15 protein-coding genes, 1 tRNA gene and 2 pseudogenes are annotated in these 15,217 nt (G+C 40.3%); all 18 read left to right on the top strand.

Annotation, left to right across the window (positions count from 1 at the left end):
* The first annotated feature begins 69 nt into the window (after positions 1-69).
* The 18 genes and pseudogenes from ACZ5YP_RS05385 to ACZ5YP_RS05300 all read left to right on the top strand — a co-directional run bounded on the left by ACZ5YP_RS05385 (position 70) and on the right by ACZ5YP_RS05300 (position 15,214).
* Positions 70-327 (top strand): DNA-directed RNA polymerase subunit H, encoded by a 258-nt coding sequence (locus ACZ5YP_RS05385; protein WP_464834735.1) that lies wholly within the window; start codon positions 70-72, stop codon positions 325-327.
* Positions 324-3,795, top strand: a pseudogene (locus ACZ5YP_RS05380) (DNA-directed RNA polymerase subunit B). The gene ACZ5YP_RS05385 and the pseudogene ACZ5YP_RS05380 overlap by 4 nt, the downstream one beginning before the upstream one ends.
* Positions 3,796-3,806: 11 nt before the next feature.
* The gene (locus ACZ5YP_RS05375) at positions 3,807-6,446 is read left to right on the top strand and encodes a DNA-directed RNA polymerase subunit A' (protein ID WP_464835963.1); all 2,640 of its coding nucleotides are present in this window, start codon (positions 3,807-3,809) and stop codon (positions 6,444-6,446) included.
* Positions 6,447-6,452: 6 nt separating this feature from the next.
* Positions 6,453-7,673, top strand: a complete 1,221-nt coding sequence (rpoA2, locus tag ACZ5YP_RS05370; protein WP_464834734.1) for a DNA-directed RNA polymerase subunit A'' — start codon at positions 6,453-6,455, stop codon at positions 7,671-7,673.
* 7 nt (positions 7,674-7,680) lie between these two features.
* On the top strand, positions 7,681-8,010 hold the full coding sequence (locus ACZ5YP_RS05365) for a 50S ribosomal protein L30e (RefSeq protein ID WP_464834733.1): 330 nt from the start codon (positions 7,681-7,683) through the stop codon (positions 8,008-8,010).
* Between the two features lie 50 nt (positions 8,011-8,060).
* Positions 8,061-8,456 (top strand): NusA-like transcription termination signal-binding factor, encoded by a 396-nt coding sequence (locus ACZ5YP_RS05360; RefSeq protein ID WP_464835962.1) that lies wholly within the window; start codon positions 8,061-8,063, stop codon positions 8,454-8,456.
* 58 nt (positions 8,457-8,514) lie between these two features.
* On the top strand, positions 8,515-8,961 hold the full coding sequence (locus ACZ5YP_RS05355; protein WP_464834732.1) for a 30S ribosomal protein S12: 447 nt from the start codon (positions 8,515-8,517) through the stop codon (positions 8,959-8,961).
* Between the two features lie 10 nt (positions 8,962-8,971).
* Entirely contained in the window at positions 8,972-9,568 is a 597-nt protein-coding gene (locus ACZ5YP_RS05350) for a 30S ribosomal protein S7 (RefSeq protein WP_464834731.1), read from the top strand.
* Positions 9,569-9,736: 168 nt separating this feature from the next.
* The gene (gene tuf, locus ACZ5YP_RS05345) at positions 9,737-11,053 is read left to right on the top strand and encodes a translation elongation factor EF-1 subunit alpha (protein WP_464834730.1); all 1,317 of its coding nucleotides are present in this window, start codon (positions 9,737-9,739) and stop codon (positions 11,051-11,053) included.
* Positions 11,054-11,152: 99 nt separating this feature from the next.
* Positions 11,153-11,449 carry a 30S ribosomal protein S10 gene (rpsJ, locus tag ACZ5YP_RS05340; protein ID WP_464835961.1) on the top strand — a complete coding sequence of 99 codons (297 nt, stop codon included), beginning with the start codon at positions 11,153-11,155 and terminating at the stop codon, positions 11,447-11,449.
* A gap of 45 nt (positions 11,450-11,494) precedes the next feature.
* A tRNA-Ser gene (locus ACZ5YP_RS05335) sits at positions 11,495-11,594 on the top strand.
* A 100-nt stretch (positions 11,595-11,694) separates the two neighbouring features.
* Complete coding sequence (locus ACZ5YP_RS05330) at positions 11,695-12,171, top strand: 30S ribosomal protein S13 (protein ID WP_464834729.1); 477 nt, start codon at positions 11,695-11,697, stop codon at positions 12,169-12,171.
* A 13-nt stretch (positions 12,172-12,184) separates the two neighbouring features.
* Positions 12,185-12,701 (top strand): annotated as a pseudogene (locus ACZ5YP_RS05325) (30S ribosomal protein S4).
* A 15-nt stretch (positions 12,702-12,716) separates the two neighbouring features.
* On the top strand, positions 12,717-13,118 hold the full coding sequence (locus ACZ5YP_RS05320; protein ID WP_464834728.1) for a 30S ribosomal protein S11: 402 nt from the start codon (positions 12,717-12,719) through the stop codon (positions 13,116-13,118).
* Between the two features lie 15 nt (positions 13,119-13,133).
* Complete coding sequence (locus ACZ5YP_RS05315) at positions 13,134-13,970, top strand: DNA-directed RNA polymerase subunit D (RefSeq protein WP_464834727.1); 837 nt, start codon at positions 13,134-13,136, stop codon at positions 13,968-13,970.
* Positions 13,967-14,332, top strand: coding sequence for a 50S ribosomal protein L18e (locus tag ACZ5YP_RS05310; protein ID WP_464834726.1), 366 nt, complete (start codon positions 13,967-13,969; stop codon positions 14,330-14,332). Before ACZ5YP_RS05315 ends, ACZ5YP_RS05310 begins: the two co-directional genes overlap by 4 nt.
* Positions 14,333-14,336: 4 nt before the next feature.
* A complete protein-coding gene (locus ACZ5YP_RS05305; RefSeq protein WP_464834725.1) occupies positions 14,337-14,792 on the top strand; it encodes a 50S ribosomal protein L13 in 456 nt (151 codons plus the stop codon).
* Complete coding sequence (locus tag ACZ5YP_RS05300) at positions 14,789-15,214, top strand: 30S ribosomal protein S9 (RefSeq protein WP_464834724.1); 426 nt, start codon at positions 14,789-14,791, stop codon at positions 15,212-15,214. The genes ACZ5YP_RS05305 and ACZ5YP_RS05300 overlap by 4 nt, the downstream gene beginning before the upstream one ends.
* Positions 15,215-15,217: the final 3 nt, after the last annotated feature.

Below are 15,217 nucleotides of genomic sequence, written 5' to 3'. Positions count from 1 at the left end.
GGTATAACGGTATTTAAGCCCCTATCAACTTTTTCTAATTGAGGTTAAAGTGCTTTGAAGAGGGTGTATATGGAAGGGGAAATAAACATCCTTGAACACGAGTTAGTACCAAAACATGAAATCGTGCCCCCTAGCGAGGCAGTAGAACTACTTAAAAAACTAGGTATTGAACCATGGCAACTCCCCTGGATATCAGCCGACGACCCCGTTGCCAAAGCCATTGGAGCCAAACCTGGAGATATAATAAGAATTATTAGGAAAAGTCCTACTGCAGGAGAATTTGTTGCTTATAGATATGTTGTTGTAGAGGTGACTAAGAAGTCTTGAAGCCCGAGTTAACACATGAAGATTTATGGATTGTAGCTAGAAAATACATCGAGGAGAAAGGACTAGTTAGACAGCACTTAGACAGCTACAATAGATTCATTAGAGAAATACTACCATCAATTATTGAAGAATTCAGCGTTGTTCCAATAACAGAAGATGTAAAACTATACATTGAAAAACCGCAAATTGGAGAACCAAGATGGATTGAAGTAGATGGTACACCAAGCTATAAAACACCACTAGAATGTAGAATTAGAAATCTAACCTATATGAGTCCTGTAGAAGTAAATGTAAGACTTGAAGGAGATGGAATATATAAAGAAATGCGTCTTAAACTCATGGACCTACCAGTAATGCTTAAATCTGATATAGACCCGCTTAGTAAAATGAGTCCTGAAGAACTAATAGCACATGGTGAAGACCCGAAGGATCCAGGAGGATACTTCATTATAAACGGTAGTGAAAGAGTACTAGTAGCCCAGGAAGACCTTGCAAGCAATACCATTCTAGTAGATTATGGACAAGAAGGAACAGGTATAACACACACTGCAAAAGTTGTTAGTGCTGCTAGAGGCCGTAGATCCCAGTTAATTATAGATAGAAGAAAAGACGGTATATTCTACGCGAGCTTCCAAGGACATAAAATACCAGCTGTTATATTAATGATAGCTCTTGGATTAGATACACGTGAAATACTATACGCTGTAAGTCCAGATCCAACATACCACAACTATGTCCTCCCATCAATACTACAAGCAGAACAAATCCTTCCAAAACTAGAAATACCACAGGGACTAAGCGATGAAGAGCTAAGACAATACATGGAGGAGTACAAAAAGAAGCTAGTCGAAGAAGCCCTCGACTATATAGGTTCAAGATTCGCTATTGGCAGACCTAGAGAAGAGAGAATAGAGAGAGCACGTAGACTCCTAGATGAAAGACTTCTACCACACATAGGTACAGATTCAAGCCGTGAAACAAGGCTTCTAAAAGCAGTATTTATTGGTCAAATGATTGCCAGAATAATAGAGTTAATGCTTGGATTGAGAGAACCAGACGATAAAGACCACTATAGAAACAAGAGGCTTAAACTAGCCGGAGACCTACTGGCAACACTAGTGAGAACAGCACTAGTATCCTTTACGAGAGAAGTAAGAGCAGAACTAGAAAAACAACTATCTAAATCCAGGAAAATAGAGTTGAAAGTAGCATTTAAACACAGTATTATAACTGATAGAATACTCCACGCAATGGCAACTGGTAACTGGCCAGGTAACAGAACAGGTGTAAGCCAGCTACTAGATAGAACAAACATGCTTAGCACTCTAAGCCACCTTAGAAGAGTGGTATCACCACTAGCACGTGGACAACCACACTTCGAGGCGAGAGAACTACACGGTACACAATGGGGTAGAATTTGCCCGTTTGAAACTCCTGAAGGAGCAAATATTGGACTAGTTAAAAACCTAGCACTACTCGTAAACGTTAGTGTTGGAATAGATGACAAGCCAATAGAAGAACTACTATATGGATTAGGAGTTATACCAGTTGTAACAAAGAAGATCAAGGGTAAAGTAGTCAAGGGCTATTTAGACGACATAATCGAGAAACTAGAACGCGGCGAGCTAACAGGAGACGAGTATAGAGGTTGGAGTAGAGTCTTCCTCAATGGAAAACTAATTGGATACCACCCCAACGGAGAACAATTAGTTAAAACAATAAGAAGCATGAGGAGACAAGGTAAAATAAGCTCAGAAGTAAACATTGCACACATACGTACAGACTACATAGATGAAGTCATAGTAAACACTGATGCAGGACGTATTAGAAGACCATTAATCGTCGTTGAAAACGGAGTTCCAAAACTCACCAAGGAACACGTAGAGAAATTAAAGAAAGGAGAGCTGACATTTGAAGACCTCGTTAAAATGGGAGTAATAGAATACCTCGACCCAGACGAAGAAGAAAACGCTTATGTAGCTCTATCAATGGATCAAATCACACCAGAACACACCCATGTAGAATTATGGATACCTGGAATTCTAGGAATAACCGCCTCGATTATTCCATATCCAGAACACAACCAAAGCCCACGTAACATGTATGAAGCAGCTATGGCTAAACAAGCACTTGGATTAAACGCTGCTGAACTTCCAGCGGAGAGTAGATACTCGTGGACAACTACTCCACTATCCACAAAAACCACTCGTTACAACGAAACACATTGGAGTAATTGGATACAATGAGAGGCCAGCTGGTCAAAACTTCGTCGTTGCAGTATTAACTCTAACAGGTTACAACATAGAAGACGCTGTTATATTGAATAAGAGTAGCGTAGACAGGGGATTAGCGAGATCGACATTCTTCAGACTCTACACAACTGTAGAATACAAGTATCCAGGTGGAATACAAGACGAGATTACAAAACCACCACCAAGCGTTAAAGGCTACCGTGGACAAAGAGCATACGAGCTCCTAGAAGACGATGGAATAGTAGCACCTGAAACCCCTGTTGTAGGCGGAGATGTATTAGTAGGCAAGGTAAGCCCGCCTAGATTTATTAGTGCACAAGAATACGCTGTTGGAGGAACAACGAGACAAGACACTAGTATTGCTGTAAGACACGGCGAGAAAGGAGTAGTAGACATTGTAATTCTAACAATGGATAATGAAGGAAACAAACTAGTAAAAGTCAAAGTAAGAGATTTACGTATACCAGAATTAGGCGATAAATTCGCGTCGAGACATGGACAGAAGGGAGTAGTTGGTTTATTGATTCCACAATACGACATGCCATATACAGAAGACGGTGTAACACCCGACTTAATAATCAACCCACATGCATTCCCAAGCAGAATGACTGTTGGACAACTACTCGAGTCAATAGCTGGAAAAGCAGCTGCATTGAGAGGAGAGCCCGTGGATGCAACTCCATTCTATAAAGAAGACATTGAAAACCTAAAACTAGTCTTGAAGAAGCATGGTTATCCATCAACAGGAGAAGAAGTAATGTATGATGGTAGAACCGGCGAGAAACTAGAGGGTATGGTGTTCATTGGTATAGTATACTACCAGAAACTACACCACATGGTAAGCGATAAAATGCATGCTAGAGCTAGAGGCCCAGTACAAATACTCACAAGACAGCCAACACAAGGCCGTTCAAGAGCTGGCGGTCTACGCTGGGGTGAAATGGAAGTAGACTGTCTAGTAGGACATGGTGCTTCACTACTACTAAGAGAAACCATGAGAGAGAGGAGTGACCTGGCAAGAATATATATCTGCGAGGAATGTGGAATGATTGGCTACTACGATAGAAACAAGGGCAAACTAGTATGCCCAGTACACAAAGACAAGGCAAGTCTAAAACCAGTAGATGTAAGCTATGCATTTAAACTACTAATTCAGGAGTTAATGAGTATGGGTATAAGACCCAAACTAGTAGTTGAAGACATTTTGAAGGGGTGATAGTTGTGAGTGTGCTTACTACTAGGATCTCTAGGATAAAATTCGGTATTTTATCACCAGATGAAATTAGAAAAATGAGTGTAACAACAGTTGTAACAACCGACGTGTACGACAACGATGGTCTACCAATAGATGGCGGAGTAATGGATAGACGAATGGGAGCTATTGAACCAGGAGAAACATGTCCCGTATGTGGAAACACTAGAGACAGTTGTCCAGGACACTTTGGACACATAGAACTAGCTAAACCAGTAATACATGTCAGCTTTGTAAAATACATATTAATGTATCTAAAAGCAACATGTGAATCATGTGGTAGAATCAAAATACCTGAAAACGAGAGACAGGAATACCTAAAGTTATTGAGAGACCTCGAAGAACTTGGATTAACGTATTTAAAGAAGAGATTCCACGAGTATATTAGAAAGCGGGCAACATCTACTTCTACATGTCCACACTGTGGATTCCAATCTAGAAAAATCAAGTTGGAGAGGCCATATACATTCTACATACAATCAGAAACAGAGCTTAGAAAACTAACACCAAGTGAAATACGTGAAAGACTAGAGAAAATACCAGATGAAGACGTAATATTATTGGGGGGAGATCCCAAGTCTGCTAGGCCAGAATGGATGGTTTTAACGGTTCTCCCAGTACCACCAAGAACAGTTAGACCATCAATAACACTTGAAACAGGTATACGTAGTGAAGACGATTTAACACACAAACTAGTTGATATTGTAAGAGTAAACAATAGATTGAGAGAACACATTGAAAGCGGTGCTCCAAGAGCAATTATTGAAGAGGAGTGGGAGCTACTACAATACCACGTTGCAACATACATAGACAACGAAGTATCTGGTATACCAGTAGCAAGACATAGAAGTGGTAAGGTGTTAAAGGGAATAGCTCAGAGATTGAAGGGTAAAGAAGGTAGGTTCCGTGGAGACCTTAGAGGAAAGAGAGTAGACTTCTCAGCTAGAACAGTCGTGAGTCCAGACCCCAGCCTCAGTATAAATGAAGTCGGTGTACCAGAAGAAATAGCTAAAATATTAACTGTTCCAGAACGCGTAACACCATGGAATATAGATTTCCTGAGAAAACTAGTTTTAAACGGCCCCGAGAAATGGCCTGGTGCGAACTACGTTATAAGACCTGATGGTAGAAAAATAAGCTTGAAATACGTTGATAGAAAAGCAGTTGCTGAATCACTAGAACCAGGCTTTATTGTGGAGAGACACCTACTAGATGGAGACATCGTTTTATTCAATAGACAGCCATCACTGCACAGAATCTCAGTAATGGCACATGTAGTTAGAGTACTACCATACAAAACTCTTAGACTAAATCCACTTGTATGTCCACCATACAACGCAGACTTCGACGGAGACGAAATGAACCTACATGTCCCACAAGGCGAAGAGGCGAGAGCTGAAGCAAGAATATTAATGCTCGTAGAAAAACACATATTAACTCCAAGATATGGAGGTCCAATTATCGGTGGACTACAAGACTATATAAGTGGAGCATATCTACTAACAGTTAAATCTACAGTGTTAACAAAAGACAAGGCGGCAACACTACTATCTGTAACAGGCTATAAGGGTGGACTACCAGAACCAGCAATATTGAAACCAAGAGAGTACTGGACAGGCAAGCAACTAGTCTCTCTATTCCTACCCAAAGACTTCAGCTATAAGAGAAACACAAAGATTGGTAGTGCATCAGCACTAAGATGTATCGATGAAGACTGTCCACACGACAGTTTAATCATTGTGAAAAAAGGTATTCTACTCGAAGGAGTACTAGACAAAGTAAGTATTGGAAGAGAAGAACCAGAAAGCTTAATGCACTGGCTTATAAAAGACTATGGCGAAGACTTTGGAAGAACATTTATGGACCGTGTATACAAGATGTTTGTACGCATGTGTGAAATATATGGTTTTACAATGAGCTACGACCACCTAGTACTAAGTAGAGAAGCACGTTCATCAATAGACAACTTGATAAAAGAAGAATTGAAAGAAGTAGAAGAACTCATCCAGCTGTATAGAGAAGGAAAACTAACACCAAGACCTGGTAAAACCCTCGAGGAAAGCCTAGAAGACGAAATCATCGACGCACTTTCAAAGAAGCTCTTGGATAGAGTAGCAGATGTTATAACACAACACTTCAAACTAGACAATCCAGTAGTTATAATGGCTAGAACAGGTGCGCGTGGAAACCCAGTAAACCTTACACAGATGTCTGGAATACTAGGACAACAAACAGTTAGAGGAAAGAGGCTTACAAGAGGATTCAAGGGTAGAATGCTACCACACTTCAAACCAGGCGATATTGGTGCAGAGGCAAGAGGATTTATTAAAGCAGGTTTCGTCAATGGATTAAACCCAGTAGAAATGTTCTTCCACGCAGCTGCTGGTAGAGAGGGATTAATCGACACTGCTGTTAGAACAAGCCAGTCTGGCTACATGCAGAGAAGGTTGATTAATGCCCTTCAAGACCTAAGAGTATTCTATGATGGAACCGTTAGAGTTGCAAATGGCGAAATAGTTCAATTACTATATGGTGAAGACGGTGTTGACCCCATGAAGAGTGATCACGGTAAAGCAGTAAACATAGATAGAATTATTGAAAAACTCCTTGCGTGATGAATTATGGAGAAATACATAACCGAACACGAAATAAACGAGTTATTAAACAATGTAAAACACTTAATAACACCGCAATTATACCAAGAACTCTCAACAAAACTAAAAGATGTAGCGAGAAAACGCAGTTTAACCAGAGAGAAGGCAATAGAGATTATAAACGAAGTCGTGAAAAACTATCATAAAGCACTAGTAGATCCTGGAGAAGCAGTTGGAACAATAACAGCACAAAGCCTTGGAGAGCCATCTACACAAATGACTCTAAGAGTCTTCCACTACGCTGGTGTAAGAGAGTTCAACGTAACTCTTGGTTTACCACGCTTAATTGAAATAGTAGATGCTCGTAGAAAACCAGAAACACCAATAATGGAGATTTATCTAACAGACGATGTAAAACACGATTTAGAGAAAGTTAAAGCAGTAGCTCGTCAAATAGAGTCTACACTAGTAGAAAACATTACACAGGAATTCAGTATAGACTACGCTGAGGGTATTGTATTATTGAAACTAGACCCCGACATGTTGAGAGATAAAGGAGTAAGCGTTGAACAAGTTATAGAAGTATTGAGGGGCCTTGAAGTCGGAGAAGTAGAGGTTTCAAGCGACAATCCATACGAGATAAGAATTGCTTTGAGTGAAGAATACCTAGACCCCACTAAAATAGAGAAGTTGAGAACTAGAGTACTACAAGCACACGTCAAGGGAATACCAAATATAAAGAAAACCATTATCCAGAAGCGTGGAGACGAATACATTATAATCGCTGAGGGTAGTAACTTAGAAGCAGTAATGAAGATACCAGGTGTGGACTGGAGAAGAGTCTATACCAACAATATATATGAAATAGAGCGTGTTCTAGGAATAGAAGCAGCAAGGGCCGCAATAATTAAAGAGATAAAGAATACACTAGATGACCAGGGATTAGACGTCGACATAAGACACATAATGCTCCTCGCCGATATGATGACGTGGACTGGCCACGTGAGACAAGTAGGTAGAATGGGTATAGCAGGCGAGAAACCAAGCGTTCTAGCAAGAGCAACATTCGAAACCACGGTTCAAAAACTCGTAGAGAGCGCTGTAGCTGGAGAAGAAGATAAATTACCCAGTATTACAGAAAACATTATAATAGGACAAATAATACCAGTAGGAACAGGGCTTGTACAAGTCTATATGAACCCCCAGCTCGTTAAAAAAGAATTGAGTGAAACAAGTGCTTCGAGGTGAATGATGGATGAGCACTAGTATACCCAAACCCGAGTTGATAAGAGCACTACAAACAGCATCTAGAACAGGCGAAGTAGTATATGGTTCTAAAGAAGTATTAAAACTAGTACTACATGGAAAAGCAAAACTAGTTGTACTAGCTGCTAATGCACCACCAGAACTCAAACGCGACATTAAATATTACTCCCAGCTAAGTAAAATACCAGTAGTAATATTCGAGGGGACAAACATAGAGTTAGGAAACGTTATTGGAAGACCCCACAGTGTTGCGGCACTAGCAATTGTAAACCCTGGTCAATCAAAAATACTCGATTTGGTACAGGTGAGTAGTGAGTGAGTAATAGAGATAAAGGCCAGGCTAAAATTACACCAGAAGAATTTAGATACATGGCTCTACTCAGCGAGCTAACAAACACTACTGTTAGAGACTGTATAATAGACGAGGAAAACAACCGTATTATCTTCCTAGTAAACCCAGACGAAGTTGGAAAAGCAATTGGAGCACGTGGATTCTACGTCCAGCAACTCAGAAAAATACTCAATAAAAACATAGAGATAGTTGGCTACAGTGATAAACTAGAAGAACAAGTAAAACTAGCACTCCAACCAGCTAGAGTAACAGATATGAAACTAGTAACGAGACATGATGGTACAAAAGTACTATATGTAGCAGTAGACCCAGCAGATAAAGCAATAGCGATTGGTAAAGGAGGAAGAAACATACAGAGATTAAAACTAATACTTAATAGACACTTTGGAATAGACTCAGTGGTAATAGCTTAAAAACGATTTTTAAGCAGATTTATGAATTTATATCTAAGCCAGAACCAGGGTGCTTACATTGGCTGGGAAGAAGGGTCCAAACGGTCTATACGCTGCTAGAAAACTAGAAAAGAAGAGACAGAAGTTTAGATGGTACCAGAGAGAATACAAGTGGAGAATGCTTAGAAAACTAGGATTAAGAACAGACCCACTTGAAGGCGCACCAATGGCTAGAGGTATAGTATTAGAGAAAGTCGGTGTAGAGTCACGTAAACCAAACTCGGCACTGAGAAAATGTGTTAGAGTTCAATTAGTAAAGAATGGAAAGGTAGTTACAGCATTCGTTCCATGGGACGGTGGAATAAACTACATTGACGAACACGACGAAGTAATAATTGAAGGAATTGGCGGTACACTAGGTGGAGCAATGGGTGACATTCCAGGTGTTAAATACAGAGTTGTAATGGTTAACGGTGTTTCACTAAAAGCTCTATGGCTTGGCAAAAAGCAAAAACCAGTAAGATAGGTGTAGATTTATGAGTGAGCAAAAAACCTATGTACTAGCCGTTAGAGAACCACTCTTATTTGGCAAGTGGAGTTACGACTGGGTAGACATCAAAGACCCTAGTTTAAAAAAGTATATTTGTCTAAAACCAGTTAGACTTCCACACACTGGTGGACGACACGAACATAGAAAATTCGGTAAAGCAGAAGTACCAATAGTTGAGAGGTTAATAAACAAGCTAATGATGCCCGGGAGAAATGCTGGAAAGAAACACCTAGCATACAATATTGTAAAGAAGGCATTTGACTTAGTATACTTGAAGACAGGAGAAAACCCAATTCAAGTACTGGTTAGAGCAATTGAAAACGCTGCACCCAGAGAAGATACAACTAGAATAATGTATGGTGGAATAGTATACCATGTATCAGTAGACGTTTCTCCCTTGAGGAGAATAGATGTAGCATTAAAACACTTAACAGAGGGCGCAAGACTCAAAGCATTCAATAATCCAATACCTATTGAAGAAGCACTAGCCGAGGAAATCGTATTAGCTGCAAACAATGATCCAAAGAGCTATGCAATACAAAAGAAGGAAGAAATCGAGAGAATAGCTCTAAGCAGCAGATAGTTTTTCAATACATCTCCATACTCGTCAAAACCAACTCTAATTTTTATATACTACCCCTCAAAATCTACATTTATAGTTTCTACTTCTACCACGTTACGATACACCACTTGTAATCTTTATAAGCGTGAATTTTTATTTCCATTGAGAGAGGTATGGGTGATTTAAGAAATGAGCGCGCCGCAAAAACCCCACTTGAACCTAATAATAATAGGACACGTAGACCATGGAAAAAGCACTTTAACAGGCCACATGCTATATCGTCTAGGATACTTCGATGAAAAGACAATGAAAGAACTCGAAGCAGAAGCTCAGAAAATGGGTAAAGAAAGCTTCAAGTTCGCATGGCTACTAGACAGAATGAAAGAAGAGAGAGAGCGTGGAGTAACAATCTCTCTATCATACATGAAATTCGAGACTAAGAAGTACTTCTTCACTATTATCGACGCTCCAGGACACAGAGACTTCGTTAAAAACATGATCACTGGTGCAAGCCAGGCAGACGCTGCAATACTAGTTGTTAGTGCTAGAAAAGGCGAATTCGAAGCTGGTATGAGCCTCGAGGGACAGACAAGAGAGCACGCTATTCTAGCAAAGACAATGGGTATTAACCAGTTAATTGTAGCTGTCAACAAAATGGATGCAACTGAGCCACCATACAGTGAGAAGAGATACAAAGAGGTTGTAGACATTCTATCAAAGTTCTTAAAGAGCATTGGATACGATGTCAGCAAAATACCATTCATACCTGTATCTGCATGGACCGGTGAGAACCTAATCGAGAGATCACCAAACATGCCATGGTACAATGGACCTACACTAGTAGAAGCACTAGACATGCTACAAGTACCAGAGAAGCCAATAAACAAGCCACTTAGAATGCCAATACAAGACGTATACTCTATCTCCGGTGTTGGAACAGTAGCAGTTGGCAGAGTAGAAACAGGTGTAATGAAGGTTGGTGACAGAGTAGTAGTAACACCACCAGGACTAGTCGGCGAAGTAAAATCCATCGAGACCCACCACGTAAGAATAGATAAAGCAGAACCAGGAGACAACATTGGTGTAAACCTCAAGGGCATTGAAAAGAAAGACATTAAGAGAGGAGATGTACTCGGCCCAGTCGACAACCCACCAACAGTAGCCGACGAGTTCACAGCAAGAATAATGGTCATTTGGCACCCAACAGCAATAGCAGCTGGATACACACCAGTAATACACATACACACAGCTAGCGTTGCATGTAAAATAACCGAGATAGTTTCAAAGATAGACCCCAGAACCGGTAAAGAACTAGAAAAGAACCCACAATTCATTAAACAAGGAGAATTCGCAATTGTAAAGTTCAAGCCAATCAAGCCACTAGTAGTAGAGAAATACGCTGAGTTCCCACAACTCGGCAGATTTGCCATGAGAGACATGGGTAAGACTGTAGGTATTGGTCAAGTACTAGATGTAAAACCAGCACAAGTACAGATAAAGAAGTAGTGTTTTCAATAGAGATAAATTTAAAAACATGTTTTTTACTCGCTTACAATGATTGCTTACACTTTGTCAAACCGGGGATATGCATTGTCGACACAGAGAATGGTTAAAATAAAAATGTGGAGTACAAACATAGATGTATTAGAAGACTTCGTATCAAAACTCGTAGATATAGCTAAGAAAAGCGGTGTAAAAGTAAGCGGGCCAATTCCACTACCAACAAAGAAAATGACTATCAGAACATTAAAACTACCACATGGAGAGGGCAAGAAGAAATACGAGAAGTGGGAGATGAGAGTACACAAGAGACTACTATACATAGCCGAAGACGAGAGAGTAATGAAGCAATTAATTAGAGTTAGAGTACCACCAGAAGTATGGATTGAAATAGAACTCTAGCAGACAAGTAATTTAAACCCTTACACCTAAATGTTTTTCCTAGGAGCCGGGGTGCCCGAGCGGCCTAAGGGGCTGGCCTGGAGAACCCCTACCAGATAGCCAGTGGGGGAATGCCCCCGCGCGGGTTCAAATCCCGCCCCCGGCGCTCGCATATAAAACCCTCTTAATCAGTTTTAAAAGCCTGGTTAACTCTAATATGTTAGGCAGTGGATACATGGTTAATCAATGCTTATGGTGGGTTTCGAGTGAGTAGAGAGTTTAGGAGAATAGTGAGAATGCTGGAAACAGACATAAACGGAGCTCTACCAATAGTGTATGGTCTATCAGCAGTTAAGGGAGTTGGCTACAACTTTGCACTAGCAGTGTGTAGAATACTCAAGCTAGACCCATACATGAAACTCGGTTATTTAACAGACGAGGAGGTAAAGGAGATAGAGAGCGTTGTTAGAGAACCACAAAAATACCATATACCAGAGTGGTATTACAATAGGAGAAAAGACTATACAAGCGGGTTGAACATGCACCTCGTAGGAGCAACACTCTTATTCTATGTCAAAGAAGACATTGAACGCGAAAAGAGAATAAAGAGCTGGCGTGGAATAAGACACGCCTATGGACTAAAAGTACGTGGACAAAGAACAAGGACAACTGGACGTGCAGGTATCACTGTTGGTGTAAAGAGAAAGAAGACTACTCAACAACAACAACAAAAGAAGTCTTAGGGGTGGTGTATAAATGGGTGACCCAAAGAAGTCTCGTCGTCTATGGGAAGGCCCTCGTCACCCATGGAGAAAAGAGAGATTAATAGAGGAATCCAAGTTAATGGGTATTTATGGATTGAGAAACAAGAGAGAATTGTGGAAGGCTGCTACAATTATCAGGTATTTTAGACACCGCGCACGATCACTTCTCAGCAGCACCACCAGAAATACGTGAAAAAGAAGAAAAAGTATTGATTGGAAAACTAGTTAAACTAGGATTATTGAAAGAAGGCGCTAAATTAGATGATGTTCTAGGTCTACGAGTCGAAGACCTCTTAGAGAGAAGACTACAAACAATAGTCTACAAGAAGGGCCTAGCAAAAACCATTTATGAAGCCCGCCAGTTGATAACACATGGACACATAGCTATTGCTGGTAGAAAAATAACATCTCCTGGATACATTGTATCAGTAGATGAAGAAGCGCTTATTGACTACTACTATAAGAGTCCATATGCAAAGAAGACATTAACTCAAGAACAAAGCGCGTAAATAGAGGTGTAAACTATGGCGTTTGCATTTAGAGAACTAAAATGGGGAGTAGCCCACATATATAGTAGTTCAAACAATACAATAATACACATAACAGACCTATCTGGAGCTGAAACAGTAAGTATGTGGAGCGGTGGAAAAGTAGTAAAAGCAGACAGAGAAAAACCAAGTCCATACGCTGCAATGCTAGCATCTTCTAAAGCTCCAGCAGAAGCCATGGAGAAAGGAATAACAGCACTACACATTAAAGTAAGAGCACCCGGCGGACACGGCCCCAAAACACCGGGTCCAGGTGCACAAGCAGCAATTAGAGCCCTCGCGAGGTCTGGATTTATAATTGGAAGAATAGAAGATGTAACACCAATTCCACACGATACAACTAGAAGACCTGGCGGTAGAAGAGGAAGGAGATTATAGCTAGGTGTAGCAGTCTTGGAATTAAAAGTACTAGAAAAAACACCTTTTTCTCTAAGATTACTCGTAAAGGGTATTTCCCTCCATACTCTAAACTCTATTAGGAGAATTATACTTAGTGAAGTTCCAACAATGGCTATAGACTACGTAATATTCATTGAAAACTCTAGTGTATTCTACGACGAATACATTTCCCACAGACTGGGATTAATACCATTGAGGAGCGATATAGCATACGATAAATACAAACCACCAGAAGAATGCATTGAAATAGGTGAAACACAACAATATCCACCAGACTGCTTTGCTAAATTCGACCTTGAAGTAGAAGGGCCGGAAGAAGGCATACGCGTAGTCTATAGTGGAGACCTTGTTGCAAGCGACCCCGATGTAGTACCAGTTTACAATAACATCCCCCTCTTCAAATTGATTAAGGGGCAAAAAGTCAAGTTTGAAGCGTACGCTAGACTAGGACGTGGAAAAGAACATGCTAAGTGGAGTCCTGTTTCAATAGCTGTCCATAAATACGTACCCAATATATTAATCAATGAACAAGAATGTACTGGATGTGGTAAGTGTGTTGATGCGTGTCCCAAAAACATTCTTGAGTTGACTAATGGAAAAGCACGAGTTAAAAACCAGGTATTATACGAGTGTACTATGTGTAAACTATGTGAAAAAGTCTGCGAGGTTAGAGCTATAAAGGTTTCTCACGTTGAAAACGAGTATATTCTCTACTTAGAGTTTACTGGGGCTTTAAGCCCCAAGAAAACGCTTATAGAGGCTTCAAACATCCTTATTAAAAAGCTGGATGATTTTGAAGAGAAGCTTAAAAGTATGGGTGTATTGCAATGAGTGATCTAGGTAAAAAGACCAATTTAGTCTTAAGAGAACTCATCGAGACACTAGAAGAATACTCGAAGAAATACGATGCAAGAGTATGGAGAGCAGTAGCTGAAGAATTATCAAAACCCAGTAGAAAGAGAAGAGCTGTAAACGTTAGCAGAATAAACAGATATACAAATCCTGGAGACATAGTGGTTGTTCCAGGCAAAGTTCTAGGAGCGGGCGATATAAACCATCCAGTTACAGTTGCAGCTCTATCATTTTCTAAAACAGCACTAGAAAAAATCCAAAGAGCTGGTGGGAGAGCAATAAGTATTTTTGAACTACTCCGTGAAAACCCTGCTGGAATAAACGTAAAGATTATTGGGTGAAATCATGCAACAGGAGCAACAAGTAATATATATAGATGCATCCAACCACATTCTCGGCAGGCTAGCTAGTATTATTGCAAAGAAGCTATTAGAAGGATATAGAGTCTACGTATTCAACGTGGAAAAAGCAGTTTTAAGTGGCGAGAAGCAAAGAGTGATCGAGGGATACAAGGTATATCTGAGAATTAGAAGACACACAAACCCCGAAAGACACGGTTTAAAGAGGCCTAGAAACCCAGTACTAATATTCAAACACGCCGTTAAAGGAATGCTACCAATGGATAAACCACACGGTAGAGAAGCATATAAGAGACTAAGAGTCTTTATTGGATTACCGAGCGAGTTTTCAAATATAGAGCTAACTAGGTTTCCAGATGCTATGTCAACTAGACTACGTGGTAGATTTGTAACTGTTGAAGAAGTAGCAAAAGCTCTTGGATGGAAGGGTGTTGAGAAATGAGCCAGGAGACCCGAATGGTTAAAATAGTAATTGCAACTGGAAAGAGAAAAACAAGTATTGCAAGAGCTGTTATTAAACCAGGCGAGGGCAGAGTCTGGATCAACAATATACCACTAGAAATCTACCCAATTGAAATGGCCAGAGAGAAAATAGCTGAACCATTAAACCTCATTGGAAACCTAGCTAAACAAATAGATATAAAGATCAATGTAAGAGGAGGAGGTGTAATGAGCCAGGCCGATGCTTGCAGAATAGCAATAGCTAGAGGCCTCGTAGAATACTTCTCAGAACACCGCAATGAACTACTACAAATCTTTAAAGAATACGATAGACACATGTTGAGTGGAGACCCAAGACAAACAGAGCCAGAGAAATGGGGTAGATATAGCGCTAGAAGGAGGTGGCAGAAGAGCTATAGGTGACAC

This window comes from Sulfophobococcus zilligii (assembly GCF_055398255.1).
This window is presented reverse-complemented; position numbering and strand designations above follow the sequence as displayed.

Excerpts from the sequence above, each read along its gene's own strand:
- ACZ5YP_RS05385 (WP_464834735.1), top strand. The coding sequence starts at position 70 with ATGGAAGGGGAAATAAACATCCTTGAACACGAGTTAGTACCAAAACAT.
- ACZ5YP_RS05360 (WP_464835962.1), top strand. The coding sequence starts at position 8,061 with ATGGCTCTACTCAGCGAGCTAACAAACACTACTGTTAGAGACTGTATA.
- ACZ5YP_RS05305 (WP_464834725.1), top strand. The coding sequence starts at position 14,337 with ATGCAACAGGAGCAACAAGTAATATATATAGATGCATCCAACCACATT.
- ACZ5YP_RS05365 (WP_464834733.1), top strand. The coding sequence starts at position 7,681 with ATGAGCACTAGTATACCCAAACCCGAGTTGATAAGAGCACTACAAACA.
- tuf (WP_464834730.1), top strand. The coding sequence starts at position 9,737 with ATGAGCGCGCCGCAAAAACCCCACTTGAACCTAATAATAATAGGACAC.
- ACZ5YP_RS05350 (WP_464834731.1), top strand. The coding sequence starts at position 8,972 with ATGAGTGAGCAAAAAACCTATGTACTAGCCGTTAGAGAACCACTCTTA.
- rpoA2 (WP_464834734.1), top strand. The coding sequence starts at position 6,453 with ATGGAGAAATACATAACCGAACACGAAATAAACGAGTTATTAAACAAT.
- ACZ5YP_RS05310 (WP_464834726.1), top strand. The coding sequence starts at position 13,967 with ATGAGTGATCTAGGTAAAAAGACCAATTTAGTCTTAAGAGAACTCATC.
- ACZ5YP_RS05300 (WP_464834724.1), top strand. The coding sequence starts at position 14,789 with ATGAGCCAGGAGACCCGAATGGTTAAAATAGTAATTGCAACTGGAAAG.
- rpsJ (WP_464835961.1), top strand. The coding sequence starts at position 11,153 with ATGGTTAAAATAAAAATGTGGAGTACAAACATAGATGTATTAGAAGAC.
- ACZ5YP_RS05320 (WP_464834728.1), top strand. The coding sequence starts at position 12,717 with ATGGCGTTTGCATTTAGAGAACTAAAATGGGGAGTAGCCCACATATAT.